Origin of the sequence: Mycetocola zhadangensis (assembly GCF_003668565.1) — a bacterium.
GTDB lineage: Bacteria > Actinomycetota > Actinomycetes > Actinomycetales > Microbacteriaceae > Mycetocola_A > Mycetocola_A zhadangensis.
On record NZ_RCWJ01000005.1, the window covers coordinates 141,158 to 159,853 of the forward strand.

General features: G+C 64.6%; 21 protein-coding genes. 11 read left to right on the plus strand and 10 right to left on the minus strand.

The window, feature by feature from the left end; genetic code table 11:
• Nucleotides 1-334: 334 nt before the first annotated feature.
• On the plus strand, nt 335-628 hold the full coding sequence (locus tag D9V28_RS15230) for a DUF6412 domain-containing protein (protein WP_121660563.1): 294 nt from the start codon (nt 335-337) through the stop codon (nt 626-628).
• Nucleotides 629-693: 65 nt separating this feature from the next.
• On the plus strand, nt 694-1,446 hold the full coding sequence (locus D9V28_RS15235) for a YidC/Oxa1 family membrane protein insertase (protein ID WP_121660564.1): 753 nt from the start codon (nt 694-696) through the stop codon (nt 1,444-1,446).
• A 72-nt stretch (nt 1,447-1,518) separates the two neighbouring features.
• On the opposite strand, the gene D9V28_RS15240 is transcribed toward D9V28_RS15235, so the two are convergent.
• From D9V28_RS15240 to D9V28_RS15250, 3 genes are all read right to left on the minus strand, one after another.
• A complete protein-coding gene (locus D9V28_RS15240; protein WP_003792170.1) occupies nt 1,519-1,617 on the minus strand; it encodes a 30S ribosomal protein bS22 in 99 nt (32 codons plus the stop codon).
• Between the two features lie 105 nt (nt 1,618-1,722).
• Entirely contained in the window at nt 1,723-1,917 is a 195-nt protein-coding gene (locus tag D9V28_RS15245; protein ID WP_121660565.1) for a helix-turn-helix domain-containing protein, read from the minus strand.
• An 89-nt stretch (nt 1,918-2,006) separates the two neighbouring features.
• Nucleotides 2,007-2,441, minus strand: a complete 435-nt coding sequence (locus tag D9V28_RS15250; protein ID WP_121660566.1) for an ArsR/SmtB family transcription factor — start codon at nt 2,439-2,441, stop codon at nt 2,007-2,009.
• Between the two features lie 71 nt (nt 2,442-2,512).
• Between D9V28_RS15250 and D9V28_RS15255 the strand changes: the two genes are divergently transcribed.
• Both D9V28_RS15255 and D9V28_RS15260 read left to right on the plus strand, forming a co-directional pair.
• Complete coding sequence (locus D9V28_RS15255; protein ID WP_371870014.1) at nt 2,513-3,955, plus strand: TrkH family potassium uptake protein; 1,443 nt, start codon at nt 2,513-2,515, stop codon at nt 3,953-3,955.
• Nucleotides 3,948-4,619, plus strand: coding sequence for a potassium channel family protein (locus D9V28_RS15260; RefSeq protein ID WP_121660567.1), 672 nt, complete (start codon nt 3,948-3,950; stop codon nt 4,617-4,619). The genes D9V28_RS15255 and D9V28_RS15260 overlap by 8 nt, the downstream gene beginning before the upstream one ends.
• Here D9V28_RS15260 and D9V28_RS15265 read toward each other — a convergent pair whose 3' ends face one another.
• The 5 genes from D9V28_RS15265 to D9V28_RS16155 all read right to left on the minus strand — a co-directional run bounded on the left by D9V28_RS15265 (nt 4,620) and on the right by D9V28_RS16155 (nt 10,356).
• A complete protein-coding gene (locus D9V28_RS15265) occupies nt 4,620-5,285 on the minus strand; it encodes a DNA alkylation repair protein (protein ID WP_121660568.1) in 666 nt (221 codons plus the stop codon).
• 549 nt (nt 5,286-5,834) lie between these two features.
• Complete coding sequence (gene proC / locus D9V28_RS15270) at nt 5,835-6,695, minus strand: pyrroline-5-carboxylate reductase (RefSeq protein ID WP_268234441.1); 861 nt, start codon at nt 6,693-6,695, stop codon at nt 5,835-5,837.
• A complete protein-coding gene (locus tag D9V28_RS15275; RefSeq protein ID WP_183086559.1) occupies nt 6,692-7,597 on the minus strand; it encodes a LacI family DNA-binding transcriptional regulator in 906 nt (301 codons plus the stop codon). The genes proC and D9V28_RS15275 overlap by 4 nt, the downstream gene beginning before the upstream one ends.
• Nucleotides 7,578-10,022, minus strand: a complete 2,445-nt coding sequence (locus tag D9V28_RS15280; protein WP_220700517.1) for a glycoside hydrolase family 2 protein — start codon at nt 10,020-10,022, stop codon at nt 7,578-7,580. Before D9V28_RS15280 ends, D9V28_RS15275 begins: the two co-directional genes overlap by 20 nt.
• 187 nt (nt 10,023-10,209) lie before the next feature.
• Nucleotides 10,210-10,356: a hypothetical protein gene (locus D9V28_RS16155; protein ID WP_183086560.1), complete on the minus strand. Its 147-nt coding sequence runs from the start codon at nt 10,354-10,356 to the stop codon at nt 10,210-10,212.
• A gap of 164 nt (nt 10,357-10,520) precedes the next feature.
• On the opposite strand from D9V28_RS16155, the gene D9V28_RS15285 reads away from it, so the two are divergent.
• Together D9V28_RS15285 and D9V28_RS15290 are read left to right on the plus strand one after the other, a co-directional pair.
• Entirely contained in the window at nt 10,521-11,273 is a 753-nt protein-coding gene (locus D9V28_RS15285) for a sugar phosphate isomerase/epimerase family protein (RefSeq protein WP_121660690.1), read from the plus strand.
• Entirely contained in the window at nt 11,270-12,376 is a 1,107-nt protein-coding gene (locus D9V28_RS15290) for a Gfo/Idh/MocA family protein (RefSeq protein WP_121660570.1), read from the plus strand. The genes D9V28_RS15285 and D9V28_RS15290 overlap by 4 nt, the downstream gene beginning before the upstream one ends.
• Nucleotides 12,377-12,409: 33 nt before the next feature.
• Here the strand turns inward: D9V28_RS15290 and D9V28_RS15295 are convergent, their stop codons facing one another.
• Nucleotides 12,410-13,222, minus strand: coding sequence for an alpha/beta fold hydrolase (locus tag D9V28_RS15295; protein WP_121660571.1), 813 nt, complete (start codon nt 13,220-13,222; stop codon nt 12,410-12,412).
• Nucleotides 13,223-13,365: 143 nt separating this feature from the next.
• Between D9V28_RS15295 and D9V28_RS15300 the strand changes: the two genes are divergently transcribed.
• The 4 genes from D9V28_RS15300 (at nt 13,366) to D9V28_RS15315 (ending at nt 17,492) form a co-directional block, all read left to right on the plus strand.
• Nucleotides 13,366-14,580, plus strand: a complete 1,215-nt coding sequence (locus tag D9V28_RS15300) for an ROK family transcriptional regulator (protein WP_121660572.1) — start codon at nt 13,366-13,368, stop codon at nt 14,578-14,580.
• A gap of 27 nt (nt 14,581-14,607) precedes the next feature.
• Nucleotides 14,608-15,561, plus strand: a complete 954-nt coding sequence (locus tag D9V28_RS15305; RefSeq protein WP_121660573.1) for an N-acetylglucosamine kinase — start codon at nt 14,608-14,610, stop codon at nt 15,559-15,561.
• A 29-nt stretch (nt 15,562-15,590) separates the two neighbouring features.
• Nucleotides 15,591-16,550, plus strand: a complete 960-nt coding sequence (locus D9V28_RS15310) for a cation diffusion facilitator family transporter (RefSeq protein WP_121660574.1) — start codon at nt 15,591-15,593, stop codon at nt 16,548-16,550.
• Nucleotides 16,551-16,649: 99 nt separating this feature from the next.
• Nucleotides 16,650-17,492: a universal stress protein gene (locus D9V28_RS15315; protein WP_121660575.1), complete on the plus strand. Its 843-nt coding sequence runs from the start codon at nt 16,650-16,652 to the stop codon at nt 17,490-17,492.
• Here the strand turns inward: D9V28_RS15315 and tadA are convergent.
• Nucleotides 17,489-17,959: a tRNA adenosine(34) deaminase TadA gene (gene tadA / locus D9V28_RS15320; protein ID WP_342353050.1), complete on the minus strand. Its 471-nt coding sequence runs from the start codon at nt 17,957-17,959 to the stop codon at nt 17,489-17,491. The genes D9V28_RS15315 and tadA overlap by 4 nt on opposite strands.
• Nucleotides 17,960-18,032: 73 nt before the next feature.
• On the opposite strand from tadA, the gene upp reads away from it, so the two are divergent.
• Nucleotides 18,033-18,665, plus strand: a complete 633-nt coding sequence (gene upp, locus D9V28_RS15325; protein WP_121660576.1) for a uracil phosphoribosyltransferase — start codon at nt 18,033-18,035, stop codon at nt 18,663-18,665.
• Nucleotides 18,666-18,696: the final 31 nt, after the last annotated feature.

Sequence of the window (18,696 nt, forward strand, 5' to 3'; positions counted from 1 at the left end):
AACCCGGAAAGCAGCGGCACGGCGGGGCGCCCGCGAAGGTGCGGAACCCTGGGTGTCGAACTGCTTCGTTCATGACTTCAGTACACCACCCACCTCCGACATTGACGTCGGCGTCGGCGTCGGCATCGGCATCGGTATCGACCCCGACAGTTGTGAGCAGACGAGGGAGCGGCCGCCAGTCGCGGACCAGAAAATCCTGCCCAGAGCCCTCATGGAAAGAGTGAAACACCCATCACCGACATCAATACTGAGGAGTCCTCGGTTGCCCCAGAAGCCGCCAAGGAAGCCGGGCATCGGGTAGCCTCGAAGCAAAACAGCCCTACCCGAGGAACCGATGCGAGCGATTCACAAGAACCTGGTCATGGTCTTGACCGTGTCGTTCCTTGTGCTCGCTGTTGCTCAGGCCGAGCCATCAGCGATGCTCGTGGCGGTAGTCGCCGTGCTGGCAGCATCCGCTCTTCTTGGAGCTCGCTACCTCGCCGTCACCATCATTGCGCTACAGCTCATGGTGGGTTCGCGCTCGCGTGAGCACCGGGAATCGCTCACCCGCATTCCCGCGCCGAGCCATCCAAACACAGCTGGACGTCCACAGCCCCGAGCACCCGGCCTGGCAGAGGCGGTCGCGTAGCCCTGCGGTAACGGAGGGGTTCGCGACCATTCGCGACCTTTCCCTCTGACCGTAAGGACTCCCCTGTGGACATCTATTCGTTCGCGCCCGTCGCGATCGTGCTCGACTTCGCCTACTCCCTCGTCTCCGGCATCGCCGACCTGCTACTCCCGCTCACCGGTTCACTCAGCACCGCTGTAGCAATCGTCGCCATCACTCTGCTCGTGCGCACTGCACTGATGCCGGTCGGTCGCTCCCAGGTTCGAGCCGAGTTCACCCGCCGTCGCCTCGCACCACAGCTCGCAGAGCTGCAACGGCGCTACAAAAAGAAACCAGAACTGTTGCAGCAGAAAACCATGGAGCTGTACACAGCCGAGAAGGCATCGCCGCTGGCCGGCTGCTTTCCCACTCTGCTGCAGGCTCCGGTGATCTCAACGGTGTACGGCCTGTTCATCCTTCAGGTCATCAACGGACACCCCAACTCGCTGCTCACCGAACAGGTATTTGGGGTGCAACTCGGTACACCGCTCGTGGCGTTTCTCACCGCCGGCACCGCGTGGCCGGGCGTGCTCGTCTACGCCACCTTCCTCGGCATCATCGCGACCGTGGCATGGCTCTCGCGTCGTGCTGCATTGCGCAACGCACCTCCCCCGGCTGAGGGCCTGCCAGCCAATATGCAGAACTTGACAGGAATTTTGAGCTGGATGCCATTTATCACCGTCATATTTGCGGCTATCGTTCCGCTCGCCGCAACCCTGTACCTCGCGGTGACGACAAGCTGGACACTCGTCGAGCGCGCTGTCCTTCGGCGCCGTTACGAGAAAACGACGACGGGATAACCCGGGAACGGGCCCCCGGGAACGCCAAAAAGCGCCAGTCCCGAGGGCCCGGCGCTTAACTGGTGCGTTTCGCTACTTCTTGTTGCGACGCTGGTGACGAGTCTTGCGAAGCAACTTGCGGTGCTTCTTCTTCGCCATACGCTTGCGGCGCTTCTTGATTACAGAACCCACTAATACCTCACAGAGATCGGCTGTGGCCGCGAATGCCACGGCCGGCAGAAAAAAATGCCTCGGGAAAGTCTACCCGATACTGAGGCTCCACGTTCCCACGCGGGATCAGGCGGTATCGGCCACGTGCGAATGAATCACCTGAGCAACAGCGGACTCCGGAACTCGAAACGATCGACCGAACCGAATTGCAGGCAACTCGCCGGCATGCACCATGCGGTACACGGTCATCTTCGACACCCGCATCATCTCGGCGACTTCGGCGACCGTCAGAAAACGGACGTCTCCCAAACCACTTGTCATGGTGTCTCCTGAGGCGGAACTGAGCGAATGAGTAGGAGTACTGGCTGAACTCCGACTGTAGTGCTCCGGCCCAGCGCTGTCGAGGGTCGTTACTTGCCCAACTTCTTGCTGACGGCTTGCACAGCGGATGTCACGCGGTGCGTTGTATCTGCAACTGCGTGACCGATAGCATCCGCCATCTGCCTCGCCTGATCGTTAAGCGCAGGATCAAGGCCGAGAGCCCCCGAAACGTCGAAGTCGACGCTCAGGAACGGAATGAGCCAGTCTTCAATGGTTTCGAGCGGCGAGCTTTCGAGACGGTAGTAGCGGTGCTGGCCTTCCTCACGAACGGCAACAAGGCCGGCCTCGCGAAGCACCTTCAGGTGCTTGGACACGGTGGGCTGGCTGAGGCCCAATGCCGTGACAATTTCGGAGACGCTTGTTCCCCCGTGGGAGCGTGTCGAGTCGCTCTCGTATCGGTCAAGGAGAATCTGCAGAATGTCGCGCCGGGTGGCGTCTGCAATCACGTCAAAAATGTCAGCCATGGCCCAAGGTTAGTGACTCTCAGCACGGAGTACCATGACAACGGTCCCAACTACCTCAGATCGGGGGAACCGTGGCAGGCAGCGCCACAGAGCCACGTCCGCATATCCTCGTCGCCACAGGCTTCGCACGCGTGCGCGAAGCCATGGAGGACTTCACCGGACGCTCGCCGTCGCGATTCGCGATTCTCATCTTCACGGCGCTCATCCTTCTCTTCACCCTGCTGTTCTCGCTGCCGATGGCATCCGCCGATGGCACGATGACCCCGCTGGCCGACGCCTTCTTCACGGCGGTCTCGGTCATTTGTGTCACAGGACTCGCGACAGTCGACATGGCAACGCACTGGTCGGTCGGTGGCCACGTCCTCATCTACATCGGTGTGCAGATCGGTGCCGTCGGCGTCCTGACCCTCGCCTCGATCCTCGGCATGGTGATCTCCCGCAAGCTCGGCCTCCGCGCGAAGCTCATGGCTGCGAGTGACACCAACCCCATGCGCGGCCACCGCGGCCCTGTCGCCGAGGGGCAGGCAGTGAGGCTCGGCGAGATCGGCAACCTTCTGGTCACGGTGGCGCTGAGCCTGATCGTCATCGAAGCGGCCATCGCGATTCTGTTGTTTCCTCGCATGCTGATTGATGGCATCCCACCAGGTGACGCCGTCTGGAACAGCCTCTATTACTCAGCCATGGCGTTCACGAACACCGGATTCACGCCCAACGCCGAGGGCATTGGGCAGTTCGCGAACGACTACTGGTTCCTCTCGATCCTCATGATCGGCGTCTTCCTGGGTGCGCTCGGCTTCCCAGTGATCTACGCCCTCAGGCGCCACCTCTGGCACGTGCGTTACTGGTCGCTTCACGTGAAGCTGACCATCCTCACCACCCTCATTCTGCTTTTCCTCGGTGCTCTCGCGATCTCGCTCCTTGAATTCGATAACCCGAAGACCTTCGGAACGTTGAACTTCAGTGACACCGTCTTCCAGTCCCTCTTCTTCTCGATGATGACGAGGTCTGGTGGGTTCTCGACGATCGCCATCGGGGAAATGAACGGCTCGAGCCTGCTCGTCGCCGACATGCTCATGTTTATCGGTGGCGGCTCGGCGTCGACGGGTGGTGGCATCAAGGTCACAACGCTCGCCGTGATTTTCCTGGCCGCAGCTGCAGAGGCGAAGGGCAGCCCCGACATGGAGGCGTTCGGTCGCCGGGTGCCGCCCGATGTTCTGCGGGTCGCCCTGAGCGTTGTGCTCTGGGGGGCGACGATCGTGGCGGTTTCGACGATCGTCCTGCTGCAGATGACCAAAGCGCCGCTCGACCATGTGCTCTTTGACGTGATCTCCGCGTTCGGCACCGTCGGGTTGTCCACTGGACTTACCGCTGAGCTCGACAATCCGGCCAAGTATGTGCTCGCCATGACCATGTTCCTCGGCCGTGTTGGTACAGTGACTCTCGCCGCGGCAGTCGCCGCGGCGACCAGCTCCAAGCTGTATCGACGTCCAGAAGAGAGGCCAATCGTTGGTTGACCGCATCAAGCACGATGCCCCCGTGCTCATCATCGGTCTCGGCCGCTTCGGCGCCGCATGCGCGGGAGAGCTCGATCGGCTCGACCGCGAGGTCCTCGCCATCGACGAGGGTGCCGAGCTCGTTCAGAAGTGGTCGGAGCGAATCACCCACACAGTTCAGGCCGACGCCCGCAACATCGAGGCGCTCAAGCAGATCGGTGCGCAGGACTTCTCCATCGCCGTCGTCGCTGTCGGTTCGTCGATCGAGGCCAGCGTGCTCATCACCGCAAACCTCGTCGACCTCAAGATCCCGCAGATCTGGGCGAAGGCCGTGTCCCAGTCACACGGCAAAATTCTCGCCAGGGTCGGCGCGAACCACGTCATCTACCCCGAGGCTGAGGCCGGGGAACGCGTCGCTCACCTGGTCAGTGGACGGATGCTCGACTTCATCCAGTTCGACGACGACTTCGCTCTGGTCAAGATGTACCCGCCGAAGCCGATTCGTGGCAAGAATCTCACCGAGAGCGGGGTGCGTTCGCGGCACAACATCACTGTCGTGGGCGTCAAGAGCCCGGGCAAGCCATTCACCTATGCCACGGCCGAAACCGTTGTCTCCGACCATGACCTGATCATCGTGTCGGGCACATCGGCCGATATCGAGAAGTTCGCTTCGCTCGGGAGCTAGCTATTCCAGGCCGCTTCGAGCGGTGCGGCGTGCTTCCGCTCTGAGGTCAGTCCCCCTGCGTTTGAGGAAGTCCTTCAACTGGCCGGGGTTCACGCGGCCGATCTCCCGAAGGGCGGTGCCGACCGCGGTCTGCACGAATCGTTCCGGATCCGCCGCAAGGAGCTCACACAGGGCGAGCGGATCGTCGATATCGCCGGCGCGGATGATCGCGTAGGCCGCGACGATGGCCGCCCGACGGTGCCAGCGGTTGTCGGACCTCGCGAGGTCGAACAGGACGTCACGGGGTCGATTCCGAAGATAAAACCCCACCACCCGCGGCGCCGACCGGTCAATGTAGTCCCAGGTGTCGATGCGATCGAGTCGTCGCATCCATAGTTCGTAGAGCGCAGCTCGTTCCTCGTCCGTGATTTTCGGCAGGCGGGCTCGAAAATCGAGCACACTCACCGCGACCATGCGCAACTCATAGATGTCGCTGTCGAGGAGGCGATCCACCTCGGCGAGTTCCATCCGGGTGTGCGCTTTGGCAACGGCGAACACCGTCGCCATTCGCACGCCCAGCACCTCGGTGATGTCGTCGGTCATACGCTTCAGGGTCTTCGCCCGCTCGGTCTCGCTGGCGGCGTTCACTAAGGTGGCCTTCACTGAGACCGCCGTGAGCTCGGTCATGATCTCGCCGCCCGTTTCATGGGGACAAGGCACCGAATGCGCGCGGAAAGGTCACGCACCCATCGAGTCAGCCCCTCGAGGGGAACACCCACGACGCGAGATGCTGAGTAGACGGGGTCGTGGCGCCACACACACTCCGCACAGTCAGCAACTCGCGGAAAAAGACATCCCACGGGCGAGCAACTCGTGAAGCACCCGCCCCACACGACGCGAGTTGCTGAGAAAACGGGGTCGTGGCGCCACACACCCCGCAGAGCCAGCACCTCGCGGAAAGCACCCACCGCACACAACGCGATTGCTCAGGTTGTTGTGGTTAGCCGGGCCACACACCCCGCAAAGTCAGCGGCTCGCGGAAGGAACCACCCCGGGCGACACGAGATGCTGAGGTTGTTGGGTTCGCCGCGTCATGCACCCCATGGAGTCAGCAACTCGCGGGACGGGGTGGAGGGGTGGAGGGGTGGAGGGGTGGAGGGGTGGAGGAGGGGTGGAGGGGGGCCCAGCCGAGGAGCGGCACCCGAGCCACGCACCGCCTTCGGCACCGCGCCCAGCTCAGGAACCGGCCGCGAGTTCCTTCGCTCGCTCGAGCGCAGCATCCGTTGCCTCATCAAACGTCCGGGAGAGTTCAGCCCTCTGCAACACCGCGACAGCCCGCTCGGTCGTACCCTTGGGACTCGTGACCTGGATGCGCAGCTCCTCAGGGGTTTTGTCGGACTGCGCAAGCAACTCAGTGGCACCACGGAAGGTGCCGTTCACGAGCACGGCCGCCTGCTCCGGGGTGAAACCCTTCGCAATGGCCGTCTTGGTGAACTCTTCGATCAGCAGGAAGACGTAGGCCGGACCCGAACCGGAGATCGTGCTGAGCGCGTCAATCTGGCCCTCGGGTACCTCGACAACGGTGCCGACGGTCTCGAAGATCGCGCGGCCGATGGCGAGGTCATCCTCTGTAGAGCGGGTGCCTGCCGAGAGGCCGGTCACTCCCCGACCGACGACGGACGGCGTGTTCGGCATCGACCGCAGCACGGCAACGGACTCGGGCAGCAACGCCTCGAACGTGGCAACGGTGACACCGGCCGCCACGCTGATCACGATGGTGCCGGGTTCGAGCGCGTCCCCGATCTCGCGCAGCAGGTCTGGCACGAGGGCGGGCTTCACAGCGACGAGCACCACCCGAGCGCCGGCGACCGCAATGCGGTTGGCGTCGGGTTGCTCCTCGAGGGCGAGGGACGTGACGCCGGGCAGCTTCGCAAGCTCGCGCGCCTTGGCAGCGGTGCGATTTGTCACACGGATGCTGTCGGTCACCGTCACACCCGGCTGGAGCAGCCCGGTCAGAATGGCAGATCCCATTGAACCGGTGCCAAGAATGGCAATGGTCGGGAGTGCGGTTTCGGGCTCTGTGCTGTTCTCGCTCACCCTTGTAAGTGTACGTCCGGGGTGTTCGGCAGCCGCGGCTCTGGCACAGGGAGCGTCGACGCGCGAACAACCAGGCGCGGCTGCTCGGCGACGCGGCTTGGATTCGGCACACCGTCGAGCACATCGAGCAGCACCATGGCGGTCTCGGCGCCGTAGGCCAGAAGGTCATGCATGAGAGCTGAAAGCGGAGGTGACGCGAGCTGGCAGTGCACCGAGTCGTCCCAGGCCAGGATGGCGACGTCGTCGGGAACCGTGAGGCCGGCTGCATGCACCACCTCGAGCCCGGCGAGCGCCATTAGGTCGTTGTCGAAGATCAGAGCGGTCGGCCGGTCGGATCGGGCGAGCAACTCGGCCGTCGCTTCAGCCCCGCCGATCGAGGTGTAGTCGCTGGTGACCGAGACCGTTTCAATGCCCAGTCGCACTCCAGCCGCGTCGAACGCGTCGTCACGCACGAGAGTGTGCATGAACTCTTTGGGCCCGGTCACCCTGCCGATGATGCGGTGTCCAGCCGATGCGAGAAACTCGACGGCCTCCCGCATCGAACTCGCATTGTCGGTCGACATGGTCGCGAAACCGGGCGCGAGCAACGGCTGCGCCATCACGACGGCAGGCATTCCGATCTCACGAAGCAGCTCAAGCCGTTCGTCGCCGCCCGAGGCCAGGTCGGCCACGATGACGCCGACCACCTGACCCGTTTCGTGCCAGCGTCGCAGGGTGGCGACCTCTTCGTCCGGGTCGGCGACGACCTTCAGCAGGAGCGTCCTGCCGCGATCGGCGAGCACGTCCTCCGCTCCGCGGAGAAACTGCATCCAGAACGGCTCAAGCGGAACGCGACTTCGAGGCTGGTGCAAGCACAGCCCAACAACGCTCGGTGCCCCCGTGTTACCCGGTGACAAGGTCATTGACCGAACATAACACCGGGAAACCCTCCACGGCTGCCCCATCGGTGACCCCAGTAAGAGTGAGAACGACGCTCGATCCGGCCGCGAGAGTGACCAACCCTTTATCAACGGATGCCTGCGGGTACAGTCGATCGGCCTGCAAGACCAGGTCCTTAACGAGGGACTTCGCCACGAGTGTCACCGCCAGGCCACCCTCGCTCGGGTCAACTGTGATGTCGAGGGCCGCCTCGATCGGTTCAAGGGCCAGCTCCGGGTCTTCCGCGAAGTACCAGAACGCGGGGTTCTCGGTTGCTGTGCGTGCCTCGACAAACTGGCGAGTGGCATCCGTCACCGAAAGAACATCGTCATCGAATGGAACCGAAACGATGTCGCGCGGTTCGACCTCAATGTCGATGTTCTGGGTGGCCAGCTTGGTGCCATCGAACTTCTGCCGTGACACGGCAACCGTCGTGGTCCAGCGCTCGGCTGAATCGTTGTGCGCGATGAGCGTCGGAACACCGTCACGCGGCTGGATGGTGAGGAGCCGGTCGGCGTATGCGTGCTTGAGCGCGTGCCAGAGCGGCTTGCGGTGACCGAAGTAGTCGACGGCTGCCCAGGAGATGACGGGCCAGTCGTCGTTCAGCTGCCAGATGATCGATCCGGTGTTGAGTGGCCAGAGCGAGCGGAAGTGCTCGATGCCGAACCGCAGGGCGCGGGCCTGGTTGAGCTGGGTGGCCCAGTGCCACTCGTCGATCGACCGAGGCTGCGGCAGGTGTGCGCCCAGCCCACGCTCGAGCTTGAGGTTGCCCTGGTCGGCCTTCTGGTGCACCAGCATCTGCTCGCCGTACGGCTCGAGCGGCTCGTCGTGGACCGCGCCGGTGAGGGTCGACCAGGCCGGTGGGCCCTGGAACCCGAACTCGCTGGCGAACCGGGGTGCGTAGTCGGCGTACACCGTGTAGTCCTTGGAGTTCCAGACGTCCCAGATGTGCACGGTGCCATTGCGGGGGTCGTTCGGGTGTGCGTACTTCGTGAACGAGAACGGGCTGCCCGGTGAATACGGAGTGCCAGGCGCGAGCTCGGCCACGAGCGACGGCAGCAGGTCGAGGTAGTAGCCCTCACCCCAGGTTCTGTCACCGAGTTGGCGACGCCAGTCCCACTCAAGGTAGCCCCAGATGTTTTCGTTGCAGCCGTTGAAGAGCGCGAGGCTCGGGTGGGTGCTGTGTCTCGTGATGTTCTGTCGAGCTTCGGCCTCAACCTCGCTTTTCAGCGGGTCTTCTTCGGCGTACGCGGCGCAGGCGAAGAGGAAGTCCTGCCAGACCAGAACGCCGAGTTCGTCGCAGGCATCGTAGAAGTCGTCGGACTCGTACATGCCGCCGCCCCACACCCGAAGCAGGTTCATGTTCGCGTCGACGGCGTCGGCAATGCGGGTGCGGTAGCGCTCACGGGTGATCCGGGTGACGAACGCGTCGTCGGGGATCCAGTTGGCGCCGCGGATGCCGATCAGTTGGCCGTTGACGAGAATCGAGAACGGCGAGCCGTGCCGGTCGGGAGCGGTGTCAATTTCAATCGTGCGGAAGCCGATGCGGCTCGACCACTCGGCGCCACCGACGGTGACCGTCACGTCGTACAGCGGCTGGTCGCCGTATCCACGCGGCCACCAGCGGTCGATGGATCCGGCGTCGACGCGCACCGTAACATCCGCTTGACCGCTCTTGATGACGGTGGATTCGGTGACGCCATCGATCGAGACGGAGAGTGTCTCGTCGGAGCTTGTTGTGGTTGCCCACTCGAGGTCGACGTGTGCGTGAAGGATGCCGGTGTCGCCGTCGATGTCGGTGAGCGGGCGGACCGTGGCGATGCGGACGCCTGACCACGACTCGATGCCGATCGACTTGACGATGCCTGAGCTTGAGATGTCGATGCCCCAGTCCCAGCCGAAGTTCGAGGCCACTTTGCGGATTGCGTTGAACGGGTGGTGCATCACGGTCGGGCGTGCGCCGAGAAGTGCTTCCTGCTCGCGGGCAAACTCAATCGGCGAACGGAAGTCGATGACGAGTTCGTTCTCGCCCGCGACCAGGAGGGTGGCAACGTCAAAACGGTAGCCCCGGTGCTGGTTCTGGGTGCGGCCGACCTCCGTGCCGTTGAGGGTGATCGTTGCAGCCGTGTCCAGTCCGTCCGCGACGAGGTCGTGGCGCTCGGCGCCGTCCGGCGTCCAGTCGAAGGTGGTGCGGTACTGCCAGTCGCAGTAACCGATCCAGGCCTGGATTTTCTCGTTGGCACCGTCGAAGGGGTCGTCGATGAGACCGGCGGCAAGGAGGTCGAGCTGCACTTCGCCTGGCACCGTTGCCGGCACGTCGAGGTCGGCGACGGGCGTGTCGATCGGGCCTGCGGTGGCGCGGAGGGTCCAGGTGAGACCGGTGGCGGAATTGAGGGAATAGGAGGTCACGGTGCGGTTCTCTTCTCTGAGGGCAGATTCGGGCGGGTCAACGGCGCTGAGCCTGCTCAGGCAGGCTGGCGCACCTCGGCCTCTTCCCACGATCCGGTGAAGTGATTGAAGCAGATGGAGTTATCAGGTGTCGACCGGTCGGGCGCTCCGAGCCAGCCGGCGCTGTGTTCGGGCACCTCGTTCACGCTTACGGCGCGTCGACGGTGTTCTCGTGCAACGGGGCGATCGTCGCGGCGAGGTGCCCGAGATCGTCCGGAGAGGCCTGGCCCAGATCGGCGCCCCAGTGCAGGATGGACGAAAGCGCTGTCGGTGTCGTGTCGAGGAGGAGGCTCACCCCGACGCTTAAAGGTAAATCTGGGTCGGAGCAATCGAATTCGTCATGGTCTCTTTCCTCGGCGACGTTGTCGTGGTAGAAGTATCTTAGGCGGGTTAAGTAAGTCGGACGCAATGGTGCCCCGCTCTTCCGCACGATCGATAGCACAAAGGATGATGAAGTCCATGCCGATATTCGACAACCCTTCGCTGCAGCTCTACACACTGAGGGACGCCATCGCGGCGGACTTCGCCGGCACCATGGATCGGGTGGCCGCGATCGGCTATCGCCGAGTCGAGCCGTACAACTTCGTGGCCTCGGTGGACGAGCTCGAGGCGGCGTTCGCGTCGACGGGGCTCGTGGCGCCTTCGGCACACGTCGGCCTCCTGTCGCTCGACGACCAGCGCCCCGCATTCAAGGCCGCTGCCCGCCTCGGCATCGGCATCGTGATCGACCCGCACGTCGACCGCGCCCGCTGGACCACAGCCGACGACATCGCCCAGACTGCTGCCCAGCTCAACAGCGCCGCGAAAATCGGCGCCGAGTTCGGCATCACTGTCGGCTACCACAATCACCACTTCGAGCTCGAGAACCGCATCGACGACCGGTTCGCGCTCGACCTGCTCATCGATGCACTCGACCCCGCCGTCGTTCTCGAGATCGACACCTACTGGGCACAGGTGGGTGGAGCGGATCCGGTCGAACTGCTGAAACGCCTCGGCGAGCGCGTCGTCGCCATCCACATCAAGGACGGCGACGGGACCCTGGACACGAAAAAGCAGGTCGCCGTGGGCGCCGGTTCACTCCCCATCGAGGCGATTGTCGCCGCAGCCCCGAGTTCGGCGATCGGGGTTGTCGAACTCGATGACACCTCAGGCGATGTCTTCGAGGCCATCACCGACAGCTTCACCTACCTCACCGGAAAGGCGTCGGCATGAGCGGCACGGGCCCTGTTGGCATCGGAATCATCGGTGCTGGCGTCATCAGCGAGACCTACCTGGAGAACCTCACGTCGTTCCCCGACGTGAAGGTACACGTGATCGGTGACCTCTTCGAAGAGTCCGCCGCGAGGCGCGCCGCCCAGTTCGGCATCGCGTCGAGCGGAGGTGTCGACGCCGTTCTGAACCACCCCGACGTCGAAATCGTCGTCAACCTGACCATCCCTGCCGCGCACGTTCCGATCGCATTTCAGGCGATCGAGGCAGGCAAACACGTCATCGGCGAGAAGCCGTTCTCACTCGACCGGGCCAGCGGCCAGGACCTTGTGAAACGAGCAGCGGATGCCGGTCTGCGCGTTGGCTGCGCACCTGACACCTTCCTCGGTGCCGGTTTGCAGGCGGCCCTCCGTGCCATTCACCGTGGCGATATCGGCACTCCACTGACCGGCCTCACACTGATGCAGTCCCCTGGGCCTGAGTCGTGGCATCCGAACCCCGCTTTTCTGTTCCAGGAGGGCGCCGGTCCGCTGTTCGACATCGGACCGTACTACCTGACAGCGCTCGTTCAGGCGTTTGGCTCGGTGTCACGCGTCGCGGCATCGGGGTCGACGGCACACCCCAAGCGCGTCATCGGCTCAGGCCCGAAGGCCGGCGAGGAGTTCGACGTCACGGTGCCGTCCCATGTTGGCGCGCTGCTGCAGTTCACCGAGGGAGCGTCCTCGCAGAGTGTGTGGAGTTTCGACTCGGCGGTGCCGCGGCACGGCTTCGTTGAGATCGCCGGAACGGAGGGCACTCTCGTTCTGCCAGACCCGAACAACTTCGACGGTGACCTTGTCATTCACCGTCGGGGCGCGGAAACCTCCGAGGTGCTCGAGTCGACCGTTGCCAGCTCCACCCGCGGAACCGGTGTGCTCGATCTGGCCCGCGCGATCCGTGAGGACCGCCCGCACCGAGCCTCCGGCGAACTGGCGTTCCACGTCGTCGACACGATGGTGTCGATCAGCGAGTCGATCAGCACAGGCGAATTTGTGTCGGTGACCAGCACGGCGCCGTCCGTGACGCCGCTGCCAGACGACTGGGATCCGCACGCCGCAACCCTGTGATGCCCGCGTGGGGGCTGTGGATCTCTGCAGCCCTCACCGCGCCGGCGGCTGGCTCGGCGCTGGAACGACTCCGGTCAGAAATTCGGCAATCACCGGCGCGATGACCTCGGGCGCGACGTCGTGCCCCTGTCCGCCGATGGAGTGGTGGGTGCCCGCGCTCAACGCATCGGCGAGGTTCCGCGCCGCGGTCGACATAAACGGCACGGCCCCGCCGTCGACAACGAGCGTCTGTTGGGTCACCCGACCGAGCAGGTCGATCGGCAGTGTGCCATCGCCCATGAACGCGTTATCGTACGCGAGTGTTGGCGCGAGGGCCTCTGACGCTGACCACCCGGGCGAGCTCCGCATGCCGGCCACAGCCTGGGCTGGGACCCCGACGCGAGTGAGAAAGAGTTCGACAGCGTCCCCGCGCTTGCCCTCATCGAGCAGCCGCGACAGCTTCGCCGTGTAGGCCAGGGCATCCTCACGCCCATCCGGCCCGAGGTACGGCGGCTCGAAGATCACCAGAGCGCTGATCCGCTCCCCCAGTTCGGCCGCAGCCGCGAGTGCGAGCGCCGCGCCAGACGAGACAGCGTAGAGCGCAGCCGAACCGCCGACAGCGTCGATAACGGCGGCGAGGTCCTCAACTTCCCGCTCGGCAGACCACGGAAGGGTGTTCCCGCTCGCGCCCCGACCACGTCGGTCGTACAGGGTGACGGTGAACCCGGACGAGAGCTCATTCGCAAGCGGCCGCATCGGCCCGGCGTCGCGCCAGCACAGCGCCCCGTCAACGAAAATCAGTGCCGGCCCAGCGCCGTGAGTCTCGCAGGCGATTTTTGTCCCGTCGGGTGATTCAACTGTTCTCATGTCTGTCCTCCGCAGCGGCCGTCTCGCAGGAAAATACGACTCGAGTTCGCTCCCGTCAAGAGTAGAGTGGACAACCTCCCCAAAACGAGGCAAAACCACTAACTTCATGCACTTTATAAAGCGAAGTAAGTTATCGTGTCCTCATGACTGAGAAAACGCGGCGTCGAGCGAACTCGAAGGGCAGAACGCTCGACCTTATCCGGTCATCTGGCCCCATCAGCCGCGTCGAACTCGCTGAACTCACGGGCCTCACGCAGGCCACCATCTCAACGGTAGTCCGTGAACTTCTCGCCGACGGCGTCATCAGCGAAACCGGCAGGGGTGAATCCACGGGCGGCAAGCCCCGAATGCGCCTCGAGATCAACCCGGCCTCCCGCCTCGGCATCGGCGTGCACATCGGCCAGGACTACATCACCTATGTCGTCGCCGACCTCGCAGGAACCGTCGTCGGTCGCAAGCGCGTCGATGGGCCCGGCGAAGCGTCACCGGTCTCCGTCGTCGCACGGATGTCAGAGGACATCGAGTCACTCATCGTCGGGATCAACCTCGACCGCACCTCGATCGTCGGCATGGGCATCGCCATTCCCGGCCCTGTCGACCGCGTGGCAGGCACGGTCCGCGGCGTTCCAGCCCTCCTGGGGTGGACCGACTTTCCCCTCCGCAAGGCACTCGCGACAACGACGGGCCTGCAGGTCGAGTTCGACAACGACGCGACAGCCGCAGCCATCGGTGAATACTGGCTCGGCGCGACAGTCGGTTATGGCAGCTACGCCTCCGTGTATATGGGATCAGGCATCGGCTCCGGCATCGTGATCGACGGCACGATTTACCACGGCCTCTCCGCCAACGTCGGCGAAATCGGGCACGTCACTGTCGACGCTCGCGGGCCCGCCTGCCCGTGCGGAAGTTTTGGCTGCCTCGAACTCTTCGCCGGCCCCCGAGCGATCATGGCGAAGGCGACGGATGCTGTCGCTCGCGGCGACCTGGACATCCCGTTGACAGGAAAAACGTCTGTCGACTTCGCGACACTCGGCGCGGCAGCGACCCGCGGTGACGTGATAGCGGTCGCCCTGATCCAGGAGTCTGCGGACTATCTGGCCAGTGCGCTGGTGTCCATGGTCAACCTCTTCGACCTGCCGCTTATCGTTCTTGCGGGGAATGCATTCTCAACGGCGGGGTCGATCTACGTCAGGACCATTTCACGGGTGCTCGGCGAGCGCGCCATGGTGCGCGATATCCACCCCATCGAGGTGCGCATGTCTGTCAACGGCAATGACGCCGCGGCGCTCGGCGCAGCGACGCTCGTCCTGCAGGACCGCCTCTCCCCTCGCTCCCTGCGATCCGTCGCCTTTTCCTGAGTTCCACTCCCAACCCTGAAAGTTCCCATGACGACTCCTTCCCCCACGCGCCTCTCCATTGACGGCGGCCAGTCCGGAATCCGGCTTCGACTCACCGACGCCAGCGGCATTCTGGCCGAGGTCGAGCGACCCGGCGTTCTCACCGACCGCCCGGTGGTGGACCAGCTCGCTGACCTCACCGTGCAGCTCTCTGGCGAGACAATGCGAAGCATCGACGAGCTCGCCGTCGGCACGTCTGGCCTCACGCCCGCCGGCGCGAACCCTGAGGGCCTGCTCGCCGCAACGGCACAGGTCGGTGTGCGCCGGGTAGCCCTCGCTCACGACTCCATCACCGGTTATCTGGCCGCGAACGGCGTTGAACCCGGCGTCATGCTCGCGGTAGGCACCGGTGTGGTGGTTCTTGCCCTGTCCGAAACCAGCGTTGCCAAGGTGGACGGCTGGGGATCACTGCTCGGCGACGCCGGCAGCGGATACTGGATCGGTCGCGCCGGACTCGACGCCGCCCTCCGCGCCTTCGACGGCAGGTCAGGCGCAACCACCCTCGAGGCCACAGCTGCCGCCCGGTTCGGGCCGCTCGACGAGCTGTACATGAGAGTGCAGAGCGACCCCAAGCGCGTCTCGATCATCGCGTCGTTCTGCAGGGACGTTGTCGACGCGGCCACGGCCGGCGACGAGATCGCGCGAGGAATCGTCGCGGCCGCAGCGGCCGAATTGGCCCACTCGGCCGCGAGTGCGCTGGTCCGCGCCGGCTGGCAGCCCGGGCAACCCGTCCGGGTGGGCGCCGTCGGTGCCCTGGCGACGCACGCTGTGATCATGCGGGAACACCTGGCGATCGAGCTCGCTCGACAGGCCCCCGGGTCGGTCCTGGCCTCGCCGCTTGGAGCCCCCCTCGACGGCGTTCAGTCCCTGCTCGACCTCGTCCCATTGCACCCGCTTCGCCCATTTGTCTACACCGCGCAGGCAAAGGATTTCACTGGCTAAACTGCCCGCAGGATCGAAGGAGATCGACTGTGAGCGCAACCGGTGGAAACAAGGCAATCATCGCGGCGTTCCTCGCGAACATGGGAATCGCTCTCACCAAGTTCATCGCGTTCGTCTTCTCGGGGTCGTCGTCGATGCTCGCCGAGAGTGTGCACTCACTCGCCGACTCGGGCAACCAGTTGCTTCTGCTTCTCGGCGGCCGCAAGGCAAAGCGCCTGGCCGATAAGGAACACCCGTTCGGCTACGGCCGCGAACGATACGTGTACGCGTTTGTCGTCTCCATCATCCTGTTCTCGGTCGGCGGCGTGTTCTCCATCTACGAGGGCATCCACAAGTTGCAGGACCCCCACCCGATCGACCTGCCCTGGCTGCCGCTCACGGTGCTGGGAATTGCCATGGTGCTCGAGTCGTTCTCCCTGCGAACGGCGATCCGGGAGTCGAGCCACGTCCGTGGGAAGCAAACCTGGGTGCAGTTCGTCCGCAGATCGAAAGCACCTGAACTGCCCGTCGTTCTTCTCGAAGACGTCGCCGCGCTCCTCGGACTCGCGTTTGCCTTCGTCGGGGTCTCTCTCGCGGTGGTCACAGGCGACGGGAGCTGGGATGCCATTGGCACCCTGTTCATCGGAACACTGCTCATTGCGGTGGCCGTTGTGCTTGGCATCGAGACCAAGAGCCTGCTCGTCGGCGAAGGGGCCACCGAGACGGAGGCGGCCGCCATCACCGCGGCGATCGAGACCGGCGATGAGGTCGAGAAACTCATCCACATGAAGACGCTGTACCTCGGTCCGGACGAACTGCTCGTCGCCGCGAAGCTCGGCTTCCGCACGGATCTTCCGCTCCAGGTGGTGTCGAGCCACATCGACACGATCGAACAGCGCATCCGGGCCGCCGTTCCGACGGCACGTGTCATCTATCTCGAACCCGATGTGTATCGGCAGCCGGCCGAGCAGTTCCCCCCGGCCGCAGCGGACGCACCCGGGTCCGACTAGTCCTCCCGAGTCCACATTCCGGCGGCGAGACTCGCCGCCCCCGCGCGCTCTGGTAACCACGGTCGGCCTGCGGTACCGTGTGGACAACGGAGGCATTCAATGAAGAATCGAATCCTGGTCGGCGTCAAGGACCCCGACGTCAGCAGGTCAGCGGTGCTGTGGGCAGCCGAGCGGGCCGCGTCTCGCGACCTCGGTCTCTCGCTCGTGCACATCGTCGACGAGGGCATCCGCCGAGCCGGGAGCCAGGACCTTCTGCAGGCAACCGGCTCTGCCGTCGAGCGAGTGCTGACGGCGAGCGCCGAGCTCGCGCGGTCCGTGGCATCCGGTGTCGATATCTCCACCGATTCAGTCGAGGGCAACCCGCTGACCGAACTCGTCGCCCGCTCGGCCGAGGTCGACATGGTTGTTGTCGGAAGTGACGCGAGCGCAAATGGTGCCTCCCGCCACGGCACACGCGGTTTCCGGATCGCCGCCGCCAGTACAACTCCGGTCGCCGTGATTCCCGGACTCGATCCGCGCGGTCGCAAGGGCATCGTTGTCGGCGTGGATGGCTCAGAGGGCTCACGCCATGCATTCGCGTTTGCGGCGGACGAGGCGGAAAGACTCGGCGAGGAACTCGTCGCCGTGTACGCGTGGCCGAACCCCGTCGTGTACGGCTACGACCTCGCTTTCCCCGTCGACTATGTCGAAGACCTCACTGAAACCGGGCACGAGGCCATCACCCGCGCGATCGAGTGGGTCAGTGCCGACCACCCGAGCCTCAACGTGCGGCGCGTGGTCAGCCAGGGTGACCCGGTCACGATCCTGAACGGCGAGGCCGCGAACGCGTCACTCGTCGTCGTCGGCAGCCATGGACGCGGCGCCGTCGCCCGATTCCTGCTCGGTTCGGTCAGCCACGGCGTACTGGCACGCCTCGGCGCTCCGACGGTGATCGCCCGCTAGGACTCAGCGCCGCGGAAGAAGTCGGTGAGCAGGCGAGCGCAGGCATCCGCCTGAACCCCCGCATACACCTCGACGCGATGGTTGAGCCTGCGGTCGCGGAGCACGTCGTAGACACTTCCGGCGGCTCCGGCCTTCTCATCCCACGCACCAAAGACCACACGCGGAATCCGCGCGGAGAGAATAGCTCCAGCGCACATGACGCATGGCTCGAGGGTCACGATGAGCGTCGCGTCGGTCAGGTGCCAGTTTCCGGATGCAACGGCCGCCTGGCGAATCGCCTCGACTTCGGCGTGAGCAGTAGGGTCCTGTCGGGCTTCGCGCGCGTTGCGCCCGATTCCGAGCACGTCGCCGTTCGCGTTCACGACGAGCGCTCCGACCGGCACGTCCGCAGTCTCAAGCGCCAGCCGAGCTTCGGTGAGCGCGGTGTTCATCCACTCGATGTGCTTTGGCAGTTCGGGAAGTGGCACGGATTCCTCGGGGTGATCGACGCCGGATCGGCAACGGTATCGGCGGGAGTGGGGGAACGGTAGATTAGAGCCTATGCGAGTGCACGTAGCGGACCACCCCCTCATCACCCACAAACTCACGGTGCTGCGTGACAAGACGACGCCGTCGCCGGTCTTTCGTGCACTGACCGAGGAGCTCGTCACGCTCCTCGCCTACGAGGCAACGCGCAATGTGCGCACGGAGCCCGTGCAGATCGAGACCCCTGTGACCACCACAACGGGTCTCGCGATCAGCACACCGCGTCCACTCGTCGTTCCCATCCTTCGTGCGGGCCTCGGCATGCTCGAGGGAATGGTCAAGCTCCTTCCGACCGCGGAGGTCGGGTTCCTTGGCATGCTGCGCAACGAGGAGACCCTCGAGCCGGCGACGTACGCCGAGCGCCTCCCGGACGACCTGTCCGACCGGCAGTGTTTCGTACTCGACCCGATGCTGGCCACAGGTGGCTCGCTCGGCGCGGCCATCGAGTTCCTCTTTGCCCGCGGCGCCATCGATGTGACAGCGATCTGTCTGCTCGCAGCCCCCGAGGGAATCGCAGCCCTCGAAAAGGCAACCGAGGGTCGCGACGTCACGATCGTCCTCGGCGCTCTCGACGAACGACTCGACGAGAACGGCTACATCGTGCCTGGTCTCGGCGACGCAGGCGACCGCCTCTACGGCCTCGTCTAAGCCTTTCGCGCTGTAGAACATCCTTCGGCGC